This is a genomic window from Acinetobacter sp. 1294596 (genome assembly GCF_000582925.1).
Lineage (GTDB): Bacteria > Pseudomonadota > Gammaproteobacteria > Pseudomonadales > Moraxellaceae > Acinetobacter > Acinetobacter radioresistens.
In genome coordinates this window covers 1-18,695 of sequence record NZ_JFCC01000052.1, presented here as the reverse complement: position 1 = coordinate 18,695, position 18,695 = coordinate 1, and the positions used below count along the sequence as shown (strand labels likewise).

The following is an 18,695-nucleotide window of genomic DNA, read 5'->3' as shown; positions in this document are numbered from 1 at the left end:
CTTATCCTTATAGACTCTATGCTATCAATTGAATAATAACCACCTATTTTTCTATTTCTATTTTTTACTTAAGGTTATCAGGTAAAATTCTGATTTAACCTCTTAATTTATATATATATTTCTTAGCTATAGAATATACCACATTATTATTCTTCGATATAAATCTAGAATTTTCTAAATTAGGATATTTCACCTTGCTATTATCCACCCTGAACAGGAAATTCTTCTAAAATTTTCATTTTTGATAAGAATAGTCTTGTATATTACTTATTTTTCTGTATTTTTTTCAGATTTTTCTACGTGCTCAATAAAAATTTGAGAATATAGTTTGTTTAATCACCCTAATATTTTTTTATTTTGTAAATATATTTTGCTATAGCTGTATTATTTGAGTATCCTAAAATTTATACAAGTATAATTAAGTTAGTAGATAAATTTTCATTATTACTAACTTTATTGCAATTTATGAATACAGAGCCTAGCTGTTAAATAATCTCTAAAGGTTAAATTATTTAATTTGCTTTTCAGCTGCCAAAACACCTGTAGTTTCGCAACCTAAAGTTGATGAAATACATTTTAGATTAACGTTCACAGTAATCTTAAATGGTGAAATTTTTTCATCTTTATAAGTTTTAATATTTGCAAGATACGTATACTGTCCTTTCTTAGCATCATATGTTACCTGATCACCCATGAGTAGATCTGTTTTCTCATTACCCTCATCACTATTAGAGAGTATTACTGGTATTTCAGTAAAATTATTATTTTTTATATTATATAAATAAGTTGTGACCTGAAATTTTTTAAAAGGAACTCTAACATAATCAATAGTACTAATTTCTTTTATTCTAAAAGCAACAATATCTTTATCATGATATAGCAAAGTAAAATCAACATTAGACTTCAAAGGGGTTGTTGTTTCAAATACATTATATACATATTTTCCATTTAAAACTTGAACCCCATATTTTTTTAATGTGTAGTTAATATTTTTCTTTGTTTTATTAATATTACCAAAATCAGTTAATTTTATTTTAAAATTGGGGCTAATAACAGAATATTTATTATACGTATCTATATATTCTACAGGCGATTTTATTTGGGTAGAATCTTGTAAATAATCACTCCATGAAGGATTTTCTTTTGCATAACAAACATTAAAAGAAACTCCACAAGCGATTATCATTGCAAAAGTGTTCATAAATTTCATAAAAACCTCAAATCAATACGGTAAATTCGCATTTATAAATGGTATAGGGTCAATCCTTCCATCCAGTCCAACGCCTAATAAAGGAGCACTCCTAGCTTCAAAATGAAGATGAGCACCATTGGAAATTGCCGTCATCTTATTCGCATTGCCAGTTGAACCTGTCTTTCCAATTTCCTCTCCAGTATCCACTGAATCTTCTTTAGCCACATTAATATCTGACAAATGAGCGTAAAAAAAGTAGACATATTGATTTTTTGTAAGTTTACTTTGAGCATATTTTTTTTGTTTTTCCGCTAAATCATTTATATCAACCCTTAAAACAATAACTTTACCATACGCACCACCAGAGTCCTTAGCAAAAACAATCACCCCTCCACATACGGCATATATTTTTGTACCAGGATTAGCCTGTAAGTCAACGCCCTGATGATTCTTGGTTCCATTATTTCTCACTTTACCAAATGTAGCTCCTTTCGCATTTGCTAATCCTGCTGTTCTTAATTTACATTGTAGTAAAGGATCATGCCATCCTTCATCCCAGCCAACAGTTTTCTCATCACTTTGAACTTGAGGCTTATTACTACTCTCACTCTTTGGTACTGATTGTTGAGCATTAGTAGTTTGTGAATTTACTTTTTGCTCTTTAGGAATAGGTGCTGGTATTGACTGTCCTTTTAATAGCTTAATAGTTTCTTCCATGCTTAGATTTATGCCCGAAGTTTTACTCTTATCGACGACATACTGATAAATATTGATGTGCCCATCAATATAATTTCTTAGCCACGCTCCATAAGCCGCTTTCGCATCTCCTTTATACCTTTTTAAGAATTCTTCAGCCTGTTTAGCACCATTTTTACCAAATTGAATAAACAATAGTTTCTTAGCCCGTTCGGGGCTTAGAGTATTTAAGACGAAATTCTTTCCTCCTGAAGCTCCCTCATGGTGCAATAAATAAGCAAATTTTGCCATTGAACTCGGCTCAGTTAAATTCTGATAAGGAAGACCAGAAGTTTTAAAATTACTAACAGCATACGCAGCGGCAGCATCAATGGCCATTTCTGCATTGAACCTCAAATTTAATTTTTGTTCTTTAGTTAATTTGGGATTATTTTTCACATATTGCCCAACTAAAGAACTCCTGTCATTGCACATAGCGAGCCATGTTTCATCTAAGAACTGAGTCAATCCAGCAGCGGAACTAGAATTTGCTTTACTATTAATATTCCACTCCCCCGTTTTTTTTATTTTTGCCGCTTCAGCATCAATAACAGCTGCCAATGAATGTGGGGTAAAACCATGTCGCTTAGCAGCACTCACAATATAAGCTCTATATTTATTATTAACTGGCTTTAATAAAAAATTATCTTCTGTAAATTGTGCAGCAATTATATGTGTACTATTACCGGCATCAGTTCGTTTCTGCTCCTGTCTTTCTTCAGGCAATTGATTTTTTTCTTTAGATGATGTTCTTTGCGGCTGATGAGGATTTTTTGTACTCGATAGACTTTCAATCACTGAAGAGACTCCATCGACTATCGGCTTACCTACTCTTTTCAAATTATTTTTAATTTCAGATACAGTCTCGTTAAGTAACCCATCTTTTACATAATGTGACCCTTCGACTTTAATTTTTCTTGAAGTTAATTTTAAGACTTTTCGACCCAAGGGTAGCATTTTATGGTCAGCAATTAAATCAAAGTTGCCATTTATATTTTTGAAGAATACTTTTAATCCCTTAGAATGGTCTTCTATTCCTATATCATCAAATATACCATTAGTTGTACTTTTTATAATTTTCTTACCATCAAAATCCAATTGAATTGTAGCTTTTGAGATTGGTTTAAAAGAAAGATCCATTAAGACTATTTTTAATTGGGTTTCAAATTTATGGCTAATACCAGAGTCTTCTTTTAAATGAATTTTTTGTCCTACTTTTAAGCTATGAATCATTCTGCCTGATAATGAGTTAATTCTCGCAAGCTCTTTTACTGTAATATGATGTTTTTTTGAGATTCCCCAAAGAGTATCACCAGATTTAACTATATAAACTTTTGACATATAGAATTACCTATTGTTCTAAATCTTTTTTTTCAGCTTGTAAACCATGTTCACCAATTTCAAATTCATCGTCATTTTCTTCTTCGTATTTATCCTCATCGTCAAAGATACTTGACCATTCATCAAAACCAATCAATGCTTCGTATCGTTTTGATTCTTCTTGCACTGATAAGTTGCTTTTCCCTATTGAATCTGTTATCCCTTCCCAAATAATTTCTTTCTTATCTGGTTCATACATCTGTATTTTTGCATTTCCTATCCCCGTACCTGCTAAACTTGAAAATAAGAAATCAACAGCATATAGCCCTATTTTTGGTAATTCAGGTACCTCATATGAAACTTTAGCTCCACCAGTAAATAAATGCTGCCCAGCCTTACTCTCAAACTTACCGCCTGTGGTTGAAAACACACCGTTGGCATTGATCTTCAGCTGAGAGCCACCTGCTGTCAGGACAATCTCTTTAGGACTGGTGATTTCAATCTTTTCCTCAGTAGAAATCAGTTTAATGACCTTCTTGGCAATCGCCTCAATCGCATCGTCTTGTGCTTGTAGCTCGAGCTTCCCTTTTGCTGCATAAGCGCGGAGCCCATTTTGTGCAGCAAACAGGCTGATTTTGTCCTGTGCATGTCCAATAATATTCTTCTGCGCACTCAGGTTAATTGAACCACTGGCACTCTCGGCAATATCCTGAGAGGCCTGCAAAACAATATTTTCAGGTGTCGTTAAAGCAATACCATTTGGTGAAGCTAATAACATCAATGCCTGTCTAAAAATTTTGCCCTGCTCTTGCTGTTTAGTGTCGGGACTACTTTCTAAACCTTGGGTATAGCCTTCCATAAAGCCTTGTAACGAACTCAATGCTTTAGAAGGAGTGATTTGCAGCTTGCTACCTTTACTAAAGGTTCCACATACGCTCATTAGGTCAAAGTCTTTCATATCTACATTTGCCAAGACTTTTCCCACTTCTTTAATACTTTCAAATGGGTTCTGCTGAATCTGGTCTTTAATACTGGCAAGCTTGCCTTTTACAATATCAGCACCATGCTCCTCAACATTTTCAATAAACTCTTTTAAGTTCTCCACTGCATCTTTAGCATCAGTAAAAAATGTATTGAATTCATCTATACCCCCTTTCACACCCCCGCCAAAAGACCCTTTTTCTTAAAAAACCCCGCCACAATCTTTTAGTGCATGGATTGGATCATTGCTCATGCTTTCTTTAAATAAGTTCAGTGTGCTGTTTAACGCCTGCCCTGTAGTTTTTAGTTCAAGTGACTGGATAAGTTTTGGTAAGCGGTTAATCACATTTAATGCATCAGTCTGCTGTTTGGTAGCAATTTCGCTTAGCATCTTCATGCTTTCATAGCCTTCCGACAGTAAAGACTGGGCTTGTGTAGCTTCCAGATGGTCAGCTATGGCTTGTTCCTGTGGATAGGTACTGATTAGCATTCCTTTACCAGCACGTAATGCTCCCCAAGCATCGGTTCTAAGTTCAAAACCTTCACCTCGGCTATTGCTAACCGCTTTGTCTTTAGGATGACTAAGATTTCCCAAATTCAATTGTGTCGCTGCATGGCTACTTTGTAGCTGGGTACTAATCTGACCGGTGGTATCGTCAAATCGTAGTTGGTTAAAACCACTACCATTAACTTCCTGACTACGAATACCACTAAGTTTTTTGGTATCAGGTAGTTGCCCCTTAATATCGAAACGGGTCGGATAACGCTCTGCCTCATGAATACGCCCTATAATAAATGGGCGATCTACATTGCCGTCAAAAAAATCGATCACCACCAATTCACCAACACGAGGTAAAAAGCGGGCCCCATATCCCTCTCCCGCCCATGGTGTGAGTACATCTACCCAGGCTGAGTCAGTATCATTATTATTACTGCCGGCTCCTCCATCATGGCTATGGTCATCTACCCTAGTAAACAGAAACCGGACTTTAATACGGCCCCACTGGTCTACATGAATACTTTCGCCTTCTGGCCCGACGACACGAGCACGTTGTGGATAGGCAGGTGGACGATGGACCAGCGGCTGGGATTCAGGAACAACTTTTACCTGACGGCGTATCAGGACCAGTTCATTGGCCTGTCGCTCATCGTTTGAAGATAACCAGTCTTTAATACTGATCAAGCGGTCAATCTGGCTTTGTATATCTTTAGGTAAATTGTTCTGGTTATAAAAGGTTTTTTCATAAATCAGGAACTGTTTGTCAGCTCCAGTATGCTGGTCAATTTCAGGATGCCCATTTAACTCAAACCAGTAACCGACCTGTGCATCCCGTACACTACTGCTTGCCTTAAAATATTTAGCCTGACTATCTTGGTACTGGTTAAAGATAGAATTCAGCTTCTCTACCTGTGCTGAACCTGAAACGGTTGACTGGTCTGCACCATTCAGGTCACCAATCCAGGCTGGACTGGTTGACCAGGCCTGTTCAAGACTCAGACTTTCATTGGCATATTGTTCGCTGTGCTGATGTGTACTTAGTACCGAACCGTTCCCTTCATCCTGACTTAAACTATCTGCCTGCCAGCGTTGTACATGGGCAGCCGTTGACTGAAGATTACGGTAGGCCGTCAGATTGGTGATACTGTCAAAACGCTCAGTCGCATGACTACGATGAAAATTTATCAGGCCACGTTTAAGCGCTGGATAATGCACGTTGTCATCAATCAAACGTAATTTCTGTGGCTGAATTTCCTGTAACGGGTGTGCAACCAGATAGCTTTGCTCATCGACCAGCCAGTTAATGCCCTCGCTACGCCACAAACGGGTTATAAACTCATAATCAGTCTCGTTAGCCTGCATTACAAAAGGACGTACATCATAGTTTTGGGACAGACCACTTAAATCCAGACTCAAACTAGCTGCAAATAATGGACTTTTGGCTTGCCATTCCTTGAATAGAATTTCACTGATTTCAGGTACACTCTTATTCATAAACACCCGACTGTTACGACGTTTATGCCAGAGAACAGTGCCATCTTCCAAGACAAGTTTATAAACGCTGAGCGCTCCATCACTTTGACCTTGACTGGCTTGGGTAATGATGCCCGAATTGCGGCTGAGTTGCCCGGTATCAGTCACTTGGTCAACTGCTACCTGACAACCAATAAATTGCTTTAACGGAAGATGTGCATTAGTTGAGAGGCAAATTAATTCTATTTTTAAACCATGATTGATACGATGCTGCCCATCAATACGTTGCAGAAAGACCTGCTGGTTAAGTTCAGGAAGAGAAAACTGGACATGCAGGGCCCGTTTTAATGCGCCTAACCCCATCTGCTCAAAAAGAGAATAAATATTCTTCAGCATGGTTGCCTTCTTTTTAATTATTGATGTTATAAATTGGGCGCATTTTAATGCAAGATTGCCGTAATCGTCCAGCTTTGGGGTTAAAGTCTTTTTTATTGAATAATAAAAAAGGAGCCGAAGCTCCTTGAATTTACTTAAAGTTAAAAAGGAATTCGTTTATAGCGACGATATTCCGGTTTCCAGAAGTTCTCTTCAATACACTTCTGTAAGAGCTCATCATTAATGAGAGGAGCAACTTCAGCTTCCATAGCTGCTTTCGCAACTTTAAAAGCAATAATTTTAGAGACCTTTTGAATCTCATCAATACTCGGCAATAAGTCTGCCTCTGGATCAATTAACATAGGTGAACAATCTGCCAAGGCATTACTCGAAGCCATAAGCATGCTATCTGTAATCCGGGTGGCGCCACAGGCAATTACACCTAAACCAATACCTGGAAAAATATATGAGTTATTACACTGGGAAATCTCATAAATTTTGCCATGATAATTGACCGGTGCAAACGGGCTACCGGTTGCAATTAAAGCTTTCCCCTCCGTCCACTGGATAATATCGGCGGGTACAGCCTCAACCTGAGAAGTCGGATTAGAAAGTGGCATTACAATTGGACGCTCACAATGCGCATGCATAGTTTTAATAATTTCTTCAGTAAATAGTCCGGGCTGCCCAGATACTCCAATCAATACACTTGGCTGAGCATTTCTGACTACATCCAGTAGAGAGATAACTTCACCCATATCAGCCCAGTCGGCAATGACATCTGCACGCTGCGCCAGTTTACGCTGGAAATCCCGCAGGTTTGGCTGGTTTTCAGTAATCAGGCCAAAACGGTCGACCATATAAACACGTGCTCGTGCTTCGGTATCAGTTAAACCTTCCGCAACCATTTGTGCCACAATCTGCTCAGCAATACCGCAACCGGCTGAGCCTGCACCCAGGAATGCCACAACTTGATCCTTAAGCTGTTTGCCGGCAGCACGGCTGGCTGCTATCAGGCTTCCTACCGATACTGCTGCAGTTCCTTGAATATCGTCATTAAAACAGCAGATTTTGTTGCGATAAGTCTGCAATATTGGCATTGCATTATTCTGAGCAAAATCTTCAAACTGAATTAAGGCTTTTGGCCAGCGACGTTTAATGGCATTAATCACCTGATCAATAAAGGCATAATACTCATCACCAGTAATACGTGGCTGTCGCCATCCCATATAAATCGGGTCATTTAAGAGTTGCTGGTTATTGGTACCCACATCAATGGTAATAGGCAAGGTATAAGCCGGGCTGATTCCGCCACATGCGGTATATAAAGAGAGCTTGCCAATAGGAATCCCCATTCCGCCAATACCCTGGTCTCCTAAGCCCAAAATACGTTCGCCATCTGTAATAACGATAACTTTTACATTCTTTTTGCTGACATTCTGCAAGATGTCATCAATATGTTCATGGTCCGGATAAGAAATAAAAATTCCCCGGTGTCGACGATATATGTCAGAAAAACGCTGACAGGCCTCACCCACTGTCGGTGTATAAATTATCGGCATCATCTCACTTAGATGATTCTCGATCAGGTGGTAAAACAAGGTTTCATTGGTGTCTTGGATATTTCGTAAATAAATATGCTTATTGATTGCATCATTAAAAGAAGAGTACTGTTGATAAGAGCGCTGGCTCTGTTCTTCGATACTTTCAATAATATGCGGAATTAAACCGTGCAGATTAAATGTACTGCGTTCTTCTTCGGTAAAGGCAGAACCTTTGTTTAATAGCGGGAGTTCTAATAGGGTGTAGCCAGCATACGGAATATATAATGGATGCTTGCTTTGCTCTGTGGTCATTTATCTCATACCTATAGACTTGGTCCAGATTGACTAAAATGTAAGGATCTGTCCAGTCTTCAACTTTCATTCACTTGATTTAACCCTTAGCTTAAGCGCTTTTTATATAAAATGGGTATTTCGAACAGTGATACTGATATGGAGAGTATTTACATAGAGAATAAGAAAGTTGTCAAAGACTGGATCTGGTTTTATATTGTCCTGAACAGGATTCTGATGAAATTTTATTTTGTTATACTTCTGTGCTATTTAACTCTCTGAAAATAATAATGACTAATAATAAAGCTCTACTTTTTGATTTTATTGTTGATTAGTATTTTTCTGGCTGCAGATGGCAACTATTGAGCCATTTTAAAAATAAGGGAAGATTTAAGCTCTGTTTTAAACATAAAAAAAGAATGATTAAATTTTAGCCCAAAGGCATAGTAGATATTCATAAAATCACTCTCAGTCTATTGGGACAGCTCAGTGACACATTCTGAAGAATCCAGCAGGTTTATATAAAAAAGAGAAAGTTTACATTCTTCAAAATAAACCTGAGCAAAATTATATTTTATCTTTTGAATTCAATGGTCAGATAGCTTATCAAAAGCTGGCTTTCTATTTGTAGGAGCAGCAGTGAATAAGTCTAGACTAATAAACTAGAGATTAGACAGATCCGGCTCTTCTCTTACCCGACAATAAAAACTGCCAATCCCTTTGCGCTTTATCATCTTCCAGAAGCGGAATATGTTCAAACAAAAGTCCAAAATAATAAAAATTAATAAAGTCTACTATTCCCGCAACCTTTATACCTTTCATCTTAACCACGCTGAACTGCTAGAAAAACCACTGACCGCACGGAATTAATTAACGCTGAGGTGGAGATGGCGGGGTCATATCAACTAACAGGCCGGCTATACGGCGTACCAGTGGCAACAGGATCAGTACCGCTGGAAATGCAGCCAGCCAAGATAACATCCAGGCACTAAACCAGAGATGAAAGAAATTTTCGACCCAACCTAAACTGCGTAAAAGATTAATCATGGAAATTATTCCACTCATCAGGCAGGATAAAATAAGAGGTATTATCCAGGCAGCGCATGCTGCCGGTAACTTCGGGATACTGCCGATAATGGTCGCACGCGTTTGGTTCATGGTATAACTCTAGGTTTTTAATATAAATTTATAAAATATTTTCCAGATTTCTTGAGGAAAATAAGCAGCATTATAGCATTTCCTGTAATGAAACGGCCAAAGCGCTTTTAATCCCTGTAAATGCACTCCCCCAAGCTGCTGGAAATTTGTTATATTTGCTCTCTTTCCGCGATACTTATTTTTCGACTGATTATGAATACGGCAATACAAGCAGCTCTTGATCATGCAGTACAATCCCTTCAGAACCAAAGGGTACTCCCCACTGAGTGGACCAACAGCAGTAGCCTGACCCGAACCAAAGACCGCAGTCATGGCGATTTCGCATCTAATATTGCCATGATCGGGGCAAAAGCTGCTGGTATGAAGCCGCGTGATCTGGCTGAAAAAATTCTGGCGAACCTGCCTGAAGTGGCTGACATTAGCAAAGCTGAAATTGCTGGTCCGGGCTTTATCAATTTCTTTTTAAATGCTGACCAGCGCTTTGCGGTACTCGACCAGATTCAGGCTCAAAAAGACCAATATGGTCGCACGCAGGTTAATGCTGCGAAAAAAATTCAGGTTGAGTTTGTCTCTGCCAATCCGACATCTAGCCTGCATGTAGGTCATGGCCGTGGTGCTGCTTACGGCATGACCGTCGCTACTTTGCTTGAGGCGACAGGTGCAAAGGTTGATCGCGAATATTATGTCAATGATGCTGGCCGTCAAATGGATATTCTGGCGACCTCTACTTACCTGCGTTATCTTGAACTGTTAGGACAAGATTTAGTTTTTCCTAAAAATGCCTACCAAGGTGACTATGTCAAGGAAATCGCACAGGGCATTATCGACCTGAAAGGTAAAACTTATGTACACCTAGTCGCTGATGTCTATAAAGATGTTCCGGAAGATGTTCAATATGCTGCTGAGCCAGACAGTGAAGGTAATAAAGTCGTTCTCTCTGGTGATAAAGAAAAGCATATTGATGGCCTGATTTTTAATGCCCAGCACTTACTGGGTGAAGGTTATCGAGTGTTTCACCAGGCAGCGCTTAAAGCCATTCTAGATGATATTAAAGATGATCTGGGCGAGTTCGGTGTAACGTTTAATGAATGGTTTAGTGAAGCTTCGCTCACTGAAAAAATTGATGAAGCCCTACAAACCTTGGGTCAACGCGGCTTTTTATATGAAAAAGATGGCAACATCTGGTTTAAATCAACCGAATTTGGTGATGAAAAAGACCGTGTAGTAAAACGCCGTAATGGCCAGACCACTTATTTTGCCTCGGATATTGCCTATCATCTGAATAAACTGCAACGCGGTTATACCGACCTGATTGATATCTGGGGTTCAGATCACCATGGTTATATCTCGCGGGTAAAAGCTGCAATTGAGGCAATGGGCTATGACTCAAAGAAACTGACTGTTTTACTGGTACAGTTTGTGAGTTTATGGCGTAGTGGTGAAATGGTTCAGATGTCTTCGCGTTCCGGACAGTTTGTAACCTTGCGTGACCTGCGTAAAGAAGTTGGCAATGACGCAGCACGTTTTTATTATGTAATGCGTAAATCTGAACAGCATATTGACTTTGACCTTGACCTTGCAGTCTCGCAAAGTAAAGATAATGCCGTATATTATATCCAGTATGCGCATGCACGTATCTGCCGTATGCTAGAAAAAGCCGCGAGTAATGGTATTGTTTTGAATGTCTCTACAGCACGTAGCCATGCACCGCGCCTGGAACTTGATGCAGAAACTGAACTGCTGGCCAAGCTGGCAGCTTACCCGGATATTGTGATTCGTGCAGCCAATGTTTATGAGCCGCATCAGGTCGGTAACTACCTGAAGGAATTGGCAGCGCTTTTCCACGGTTGGTATAATGAACATAAAGTACTTGGTGATGATGCTGAACTGACTCAGGCCCGTCTACTACTTTCTGTAAATGTTCAGCAAGTACTTCGTAATGGCTTGGAACTGCTCGGTGTGTCTGCACCGACTACCATGTAAAATAACAAGAGAGGTTTCCACGTGTTTGGAAAAACGCAACGCGGTGTATCTGAACGGTCAACCAAGCCAAAGCAGCCCCTGATTCCGAAATGGTTGGGGACGCTGGTCGCTATATTGGCTGTACTCTGCCTGGCAGTTATATTGATGCTCTGGAAACCGTGGGAACCGGTTAAACCGAAAAACCAGATTACCTCCGAGCACTACCAGGAAGAAACCAACAAGGATTACCGTTTCTATGACTTGCTGCCACAACAGCAGGTTACACCGATTCCTGAACAGGCTATTCCTGAGACCACTAAAGATACTGCACCTGTAGTGATCGTAGAAGCACCTGAACCAGTACAACCTGCCACACCGGCAGATGCAGCACCGGCAGATGGTAGCCTGGATGTGACTGAAGCGCCTGCACCACGTCAGCCATCGTTTATTTTACAGGTACGCAGTTTTCCAGATCCTGACAGTGCTGATGCACGCCGTGCTGAAATTATCCTGAATGGTCTTTCTGCTGATGTCATCAAAACCACTGAAAATGGCCAAACCTGGTATCGGGTCATTTCTGGGCCGTATGACTCACAGGAAGCTGCTGTCATTGCACAGCAGACTTTACAGCATAGTGGTATTGATTCAATTGTGGTAAAACGTTAGACCTGAAAAAATAGAAAAGGATGCGGCCGCATCCTTTTTTTATTTATAGCTGATAAATAATAAATACAGTTATACTTGAGCCTGTTCCGGGTCCCGTGCCTTAGCCTGCTGATAAGCGGGACGCACATGAATTCGGGCTAAATATTTCTGTATATTGGGATAATGTCCTTGTAGACGTGTTGCCATCGCTTCAAGCGGAAAACTCATCTGAATATCGGCAAAACTGAATTGGCCCGCGACATACTCATGCTGACCCAGATACTGCTCTAGAAAAGCAATATGATCTTTCAAGCGTGGCTGAACAAATCCGGCTCGGATACCATCCGTAATCTTATTGGCAAGCGGACGGATCAGAAAAGGGACCCGCTCTCCTACTTTTGAAATCACCAGTTGAAACACCAGTAAAGGCATCAGTGAACCTTCGGCATAATGCATCCAGTAAATATAATCACGCAGAGCAGCAGGATCGGTTGGCTTAAAATGTGATTCTTGATCATACTGGCTTTGCAGGTATTCCAGGATTGCACCAGACTCAGCCAGTACATGACCGTCATCTGTTAAGATAGGGGCTTTACCCAATGGATGAATGGCCTTTAAACTATCTGGGCCGGTATAATCTGGCTGACGGCGATAAAATTCAATCTGATAATCTAGACCTAACTCTTCTAGAGCCCAAAGAATACGGAACGAACGGGATTGTTCCAGATGGTGTAGAGTTAGCATGGTTTTATTCCTGAGTTTATTGTGTTTATAAAAATCAAATTATCAAAACAACAGCAGTTAGCCTATTATTTTATATACTATTACCAGTCATTAGGGGACTTATTTGGCAGGACGCATTTGTCCGGGAACAGGAGGCGCTTTAAGTCGCGGTCCAGCATGACCCTCAACGTTTCCAAAACGGTGATCATGTTTCTCCCATTGCTCACGCGCCTGTCTTATTTCTTCAGAAGTTCGTGCAACCAGATTCCACCACAGGACTATTGGCGTTTCAAATGGTGCACCGCCTATCAATAAAAGACGGGCATCTTTATTTAATTCAAGTTCAATCTCTTCCAGACCAGGGTACAATACCAGTATATTTTGAGTATGTAATTCATGGCCGTTCACTTGTGCACTGCCTTCTAGAACAAGAAAACCATATTCAAATTGTGGATTTAAAGTAAAAACCTGCCGACTATCTTCTCTAGCTTTTAAATCAACACCGAGCAATGGACTATAAACCTGTACCGGAGAAGACTGTCCTAAAAATTCACCGACCAGTACAGTACATTGTAGTTGATCCTTTTCCACAATTGGCAGCTGAGAATAATGTTCAAATTTAGGTAATATGTTGCGCTGCTCATCAGGTAAGGCAATCCAGAGCTGAGCAGCATGCATCCTGGTTTCTGACTCAGGAGAAACTTCGGTATGGGTAATTCCATATCCTGCTGTCATCAGATTGACCTGTCCCGGCTCAATGAGCTGTTCAGAGCCGATACTATCCCGGTGCATTACCGTTCCTTCAATCATCCAGGTAAAAGTTTGCAGTCCGATATGAGGATGCGGCCCCACCTTCATGCCCTGCCCCGGTTTAAATGTGGCTGGTCCCGCATGATCTAGGAAACACCATGCACCAATCATACGTTTATAACGGCTGGGCAGTGCCCGCTGAATTACAGTGCCCTGTCCAATTTCAGCGGTACGGGTAGGTATTTCCTGTAATTGAGTTGCATGCGGCAGTATATGCTCTGCCGGCTCTATAGTTCCGGTCCCTGATTTATTCATCTTTATACTCTTATCATGTTTTATATGAAATCTGCTTGATCTGATTCGGTTATAACGTAAATTTTCCGCATAAAAAAGGACGCTTTCGCGTCCTTTTTAATAAGGGATATTTTAAGCCAGCTAACTAGAGCATTTTAAAACTGATTTATAGAAAACCCTAATAAATTGCTTCACCCTGTAAATAGCCTGTTTATTCCCATTCAATCGTAGCAGGTGGTTTAGATGACACATCATATACCACACGTGATACATCTTTAATTTCATTCATGATACGGGTAGATATACGGTCTACCAGGTCATAAGGCAAATGAGCGAAACGTGCTGTCATAAAGTCAACTGTCTCCACAGCACGCAGTGCAATCACCCATGCATAACGACGGCCATCCCCCACTACGCCCACAGATTTGACAGGCTGGAATACAGCAAATGCTTGCGCGGTCTTGTCATCCCAGCCACTGGCACGTAATTCCTGCATGAAAATATCATCAGCAAGACGCAGAATATCAGCATATTCCTTTTTCACTTCACCCAGAATACGCACACCAAGGCCCGGGCCCGGGAATGGATGACGATAGATCATGCTATGCGGCAGGCCTAAGGTCGTACCCAGTTTACGTACTTCATCCTTAAACAGGTCACGTAACGGTTCAACCAGTTCAAAAGCCAGGTCATCTGGTAAACCGCCTACATTATGATGCGATTTAATCACATGGGCCTTGCCCTGTTTGCTGGCAGCAGATTCAATCACATCTGGATAAATCGTACCTTGTGCCAGGAATTTTACACCGTCGAGCTTACGTGCTTCTTCAGCAAAAACTTCAATAAACTCGCGGCCGATAATTTTACGTTTTTTCTCTGGATCACCTCCCCCTGCCAATGCGCCAAGGAAGCGCTCTTCAGCAGCAGCACGGATTACACGGATTCCCATATTCTGCGCAAACATCTGCATAACCTGATCGCCTTCATTCAGACGTAAAAGGCCATTGTCGACAAATACGCAAGTTAGCTGGTCTCCAATCGCTTTATGCAACAATGCTGCCACAACAGATGAATCTACACCACCTGAAAGTCCCAGCAATACTTTTTCATTACCAATCTGTTCACGTAACTGTTCTACACGCAAATCAATAATATGTTCTGGAGTCCATAAACCACGACAGCCACAGATCTGATGTACAAAATTGGAAAGTAACTCTGCACCTTTAGAGGTATGTGTTACTTCTGGATGAAACTGGATGCCATAGAAGCGGCGTTCTTCATCAGAAACCATAGCAATTGGACAGCTTGGCGTACTGGCAGTCACGCTAAAACCGGCTGGTAGCTGACTCACTTTGTCACCATGGCTCATCCAGACATGCAGCTGGTTTTCACGGTCTTGCAGCTGTCCGATCAGACCGTCGCGAATCAGAATATCTACTTCGGCATAACCGAATTCATGCACCACACCAGGCTCTACCTTGCCACCCAGCTGTTCGCACATGGTTTGTAGACCATAGCAGATTCCCAGTACCGGCACCCCTAGCTCAAAAACCAGTTGTGGTGCACGCGGACTACCTTCTACGTGGACACTTTCAGGGCCACCAGACAGAATAATTCCGTTCGGGTTAAAAGCACGAATGTCTTCTTCAGACATGTCATAAGCATACATTTCAGAATATACGCCTGCTTCACGAACACGGCGTGCAATGAGCTGGCTATATTGAGAACCGAAATCCAGAATCAGAATACGGTCTTCAGTAATTTGGGTATTGGTAGTCATGACAAACAACTATGAAAGGCAATCGAAGTAAGCGCGCTATTCTAGCATTTTTTGATGTATTAAGCACATTATTCAGACATATCAATTTTTTAAAATTTTTTGATGATGGGCTTTTTTAATAGGGGAAAAAACAGAAAATAGGCCTTAATCTGTTTTTCAAGGATTTATATTGAATGACTCTTCTCTTTCCTCAAGAGTTTATTGATATTTTTGAACTCCCTATATAAATGTATTTTTTTATATTTTGCTGCTGACTTTCAGTATAGGCACTGCTAGGATTTGGTCACCCCATATGCTTGTTTTTTCCCATGGAACTCCTCGATTTTATCTTACACGTTGACCAGCATTTACTCGAATTTGTCCGCGATTATGGCATATGGATTTATGCAATTTTATTCCTGATTATTTTTGTCGAAACAGGTCTGGTCGTCATGCCCTTCTTACCCGGAGATAGCCTGTTATTTGCAGCCGGTGCAATTGCTGCTTCTACCGGCATGATGGATCCATGGGTGCTGGGTATCTTGCTATTTATTGCTGCTGTACTGGGCGATACACTTAATTATCATATTGGTCGGTTAGTGGGCCCTAAAGTCTTTGAAATCAACTCGCGTTTTATCAATAAAGAACATCTGTTTAAAACCCAGCGTTTCTTCGAGCGGCATGGCGGTAAAACTGTAATCTTTGCGCGTTTTATTCCTTTTGCCCGGACTTTTGCACCCTTTGTAGCAGGGGCCGGTAGCATGAACTATAAATATTTTCTAAGTTATAATATTGTTGGGGCCTTTTGCTGGGTTGGATCTTTTATTGCATTAGGTTATCTGTTCGGTAACATGCCTATTGTTAAAGATAATTTTACTCATCTGATTTTCGGTATTATTATTTTAAGTATTCTGCCTGGTATTATTGGTTTTATCCGGCAAAAAATTATAAATAGACGAACAGTGGCTGAAAAAAGTTAAGTGCTATCACAACTTTTCATCATCATTTATACCCTATAAATATAGCCGATCTTTTAAAATGATCGGCTATATTAACTTCAAGAATACATCTGCTTTAATTCAGAAAATTAACATTAACAAGGTATTCAAAAAGATTATAACGGTTCTATAGTACAATATCCGCCATACATCTTTAGAAGGTAGACAACTCTATAACAAGAACCTGAGCTGGATAAATATATCTAAATTATGAGCGATCATAATATTGAGGATCTATCACTTTCTGCTTCAAAATAGCGAGACCCTAAATTTGATATATAGCCGATAATTTATAACAGCCATAGAGGCACAGTCAGTTATAACCTTTTTCTCAAATACCCATACTAAAAAGCAGAGTTATATAAATATTTTAGCTTAGGTGGTAGCACGTTTAACCAGCCGGATCGGACAGTTTTTAAACTGGGCAGCTTGTGCAATAGCTTCTTGTTCACCCAAAAGACGCGCGGTTTCAGGCCGCTTTGTATTTGAGGACTGCCCCATATTTACCGAAACAGATGGCCCGATTCCCCAGCCACCATGGCTGCCCCAACCACCTCCAATTCCTACACCTAAACCTACACCTGTACGTGTAGCAGGTGTTACGCCCTGATCGAGATATTGTTGAATACGGTTATATTCACTCTGCAATTGCTGGCAGTTTAATGCCTGATATTGAGTGGGAGAAACATAGCTGGGTTTTACAGGGGTTGCACAGGCACTTAATAACAAGGCCGATACAGCAACCACAGATAAATAGATTCTTTTCATTGAGAATTCCGGACTCAAAGCTTGTCTCTTTATTAAACAATCTGTCTACCAACCAGGTCAAATCATATTCAGTAAGAAATTCGTGATGAGATGGGATGGCATATATACGTGCTGATTTAATTACAAAGGAAATCTCTGAAATGAGCTCCTTTAACCGGTCTATAAATTAACCACACCGCTACTCAAGCTGTATATAGCGTGCTAAAAGTTTGGCTTAATGGTCACGAGTAAAATAATGGCAATAAAAGCAAATAAACCAATGGCCAAACCGGCTCGACGCTGTACTAACAATATAGAATCATCCTTGCGGAAAGCCTTCATGAGCGAGGAAAACAGAACGATAAACAGAATAATCTTGGCATAAAACCAAGGCTGTACCATAAACTGATTCATCACTAATAAAATAATACCTGTTAAAATGATCAGGCTAAAGGATAAGTGCTGTAGTGCGACCAGTATCTTACGTCCGATGGGGTTTGGCTGGTTGCCCTGTGTTCCGATAAACAGGGTCAGGCCACGCAGCACAAAAACAATCAGAGCTAGTGTGGCACTGCTCATATGTATAATTTTTAAGAACAGATGAGTATCCATGTATAATTTATACTCTTGTTAAACTTTAGGCGCATGGGCGCATTCAGGGCTTGCAGGTGCAATCCCCGGCCATTCAGTCGGTAAGTAAGCATGAATAGACAAGGCATGGATATTGCCAGGACTCATCAAATCTGCCGTCAGAGCATAAATTTTCTGATGACGCTGTACCAATCGCAGGCCAATAAAAGACTCACTGACAATAATAACTTTAAAGTGTGTTTCTTTACCCGGGAAATAACCGCCATGACTTGAAGATTCATTAACTACCTCAAGATGAGTAGGTGACAAAGTCTGTAATCGTTCAATCAGTTGCTGTTCTAGGCTCATAACTAGTCCTCTGAGTGATTATTGGAGTGGAATTGAAGTATACGTGTTCCTCAGCCAGCTTACCTTAGTAAAATCTTTATGTTTTACATCTTTTTATAGTTATACCTCGATATAAAACCAACTACCTTGTGCTGAATGGCAAGGCAAACAGGCTAAAAGATGATAAAAGTTGAATTTAAATAGCTTAAAATGATTTTATTTTATGCAATCAGTTCAATATTCTGTAGAAAAATGTTGACCGGTATCTTCCATAATGTATTATAAGCGGCACGCGGGAATAGCTCAGTTGGTAGAGCACAACCTTGCCAAG

Annotated in this window: 12 protein-coding genes and 2 pseudogenes; 3 read left to right on the top strand and 11 right to left on the bottom strand. The window is 40.2% G+C overall.

Annotation, left to right across the window (positions count from 1 at the left end):
• Positions 1–508: 508 nt before the first annotated feature.
• The 5 genes and pseudogenes from J502_RS14030 to J502_RS14010 all read right to left on the bottom strand — a co-directional run bounded on the left by J502_RS14030 (position 509) and on the right by J502_RS14010 (position 9,568).
• On the bottom strand, positions 509–1,210 hold the full coding sequence (locus J502_RS14030; RefSeq protein WP_005017325.1) for a hypothetical protein: 702 nt from the start codon (positions 1,208–1,210) through the stop codon (positions 509–511).
• A 12-nt stretch (positions 1,211–1,222) separates the two neighbouring features.
• Complete coding sequence (locus tag J502_RS14025) at positions 1,223–3,268, bottom strand: peptidoglycan DD-metalloendopeptidase family protein (RefSeq protein ID WP_034684692.1); 2,046 nt, start codon at positions 3,266–3,268, stop codon at positions 1,223–1,225.
• A gap of 10 nt (positions 3,269–3,278) precedes the next feature.
• Positions 3,279–6,596, bottom strand: a pseudogene (locus J502_RS14020) (type VI secretion system Vgr family protein).
• A 140-nt stretch (positions 6,597–6,736) separates the two neighbouring features.
• Positions 6,737–8,431, bottom strand: coding sequence for an NAD-dependent malic enzyme (locus tag J502_RS14015; RefSeq protein WP_034684688.1), 1,695 nt, complete (start codon positions 8,429–8,431; stop codon positions 6,737–6,739).
• Positions 8,432–9,280: 849 nt separating this feature from the next.
• On the bottom strand, positions 9,281–9,568 hold the full coding sequence (locus tag J502_RS14010) for a DUF2798 domain-containing protein (protein ID WP_005017339.1): 288 nt from the start codon (positions 9,566–9,568) through the stop codon (positions 9,281–9,283).
• Positions 9,569–9,760: 192 nt separating this feature from the next.
• Between J502_RS14010 and argS the strand changes: the two genes are divergently transcribed.
• Both argS and J502_RS14000 read left to right on the top strand, forming a co-directional pair.
• Entirely contained in the window at positions 9,761–11,551 is a 1,791-nt protein-coding gene (argS, locus tag J502_RS14005) for an arginine--tRNA ligase (RefSeq protein WP_005017341.1), read from the top strand.
• A 21-nt stretch (positions 11,552–11,572) separates the two neighbouring features.
• Positions 11,573–12,196 carry an SPOR domain-containing protein gene (locus tag J502_RS14000; protein ID WP_034684685.1) on the top strand — a complete coding sequence of 208 codons (624 nt, stop codon included), beginning with the start codon at positions 11,573–11,575 and terminating at the stop codon, positions 12,194–12,196.
• A gap of 69 nt (positions 12,197–12,265) precedes the next feature.
• Here J502_RS14000 and J502_RS13995 read toward each other — a convergent pair whose 3' ends face one another.
• The 3 genes and pseudogenes from J502_RS13995 to guaA all read right to left on the bottom strand — a co-directional run bounded on the left by J502_RS13995 (position 12,266) and on the right by guaA (position 15,722).
• Positions 12,266–12,919 carry a glutathione S-transferase gene (locus J502_RS13995; RefSeq protein WP_005405336.1) on the bottom strand — a complete coding sequence of 218 codons (654 nt, stop codon included), beginning with the start codon at positions 12,917–12,919 and terminating at the stop codon, positions 12,266–12,268.
• A gap of 99 nt (positions 12,920–13,018) precedes the next feature.
• Positions 13,019–13,900 (bottom strand): annotated as a pseudogene (locus J502_RS13990) (pirin family protein); the annotation flags it as partial.
• A gap of 253 nt (positions 13,901–14,153) precedes the next feature.
• Positions 14,154–15,722: a glutamine-hydrolyzing GMP synthase gene (gene guaA, locus J502_RS13985; protein WP_034680079.1), complete on the bottom strand. Its 1,569-nt coding sequence runs from the start codon at positions 15,720–15,722 to the stop codon at positions 14,154–14,156.
• 308 nt (positions 15,723–16,030) lie between these two features.
• On the opposite strand from guaA, the gene J502_RS13980 reads away from it, so the two are divergent.
• Positions 16,031–16,681, top strand: a complete 651-nt coding sequence (locus tag J502_RS13980) for a DedA family protein (RefSeq protein WP_005017356.1) — start codon at positions 16,031–16,033, stop codon at positions 16,679–16,681.
• Between the two features lie 393 nt (positions 16,682–17,074).
• Here J502_RS13980 and J502_RS13975 read toward each other — a convergent pair whose 3' ends face one another.
• The 3 genes from J502_RS13975 to J502_RS13965 form a co-directional block, all read right to left on the bottom strand.
• Positions 17,075–17,467 carry a hypothetical protein gene (locus J502_RS13975; RefSeq protein ID WP_034684680.1) on the bottom strand — a complete coding sequence of 131 codons (393 nt, stop codon included), beginning with the start codon at positions 17,465–17,467 and terminating at the stop codon, positions 17,075–17,077.
• A gap of 201 nt (positions 17,468–17,668) precedes the next feature.
• The gene (locus J502_RS13970; protein WP_005405841.1) at positions 17,669–18,058 is read right to left on the bottom strand and encodes a SirB2 family protein; all 390 of its coding nucleotides are present in this window, start codon (positions 18,056–18,058) and stop codon (positions 17,669–17,671) included.
• Between the two features lie 18 nt (positions 18,059–18,076).
• Positions 18,077–18,385: a BolA family protein gene (locus tag J502_RS13965; protein ID WP_034684677.1), complete on the bottom strand. Its 309-nt coding sequence runs from the start codon at positions 18,383–18,385 to the stop codon at positions 18,077–18,079.
• Positions 18,386–18,695 lie beyond the last annotated feature (310 nt).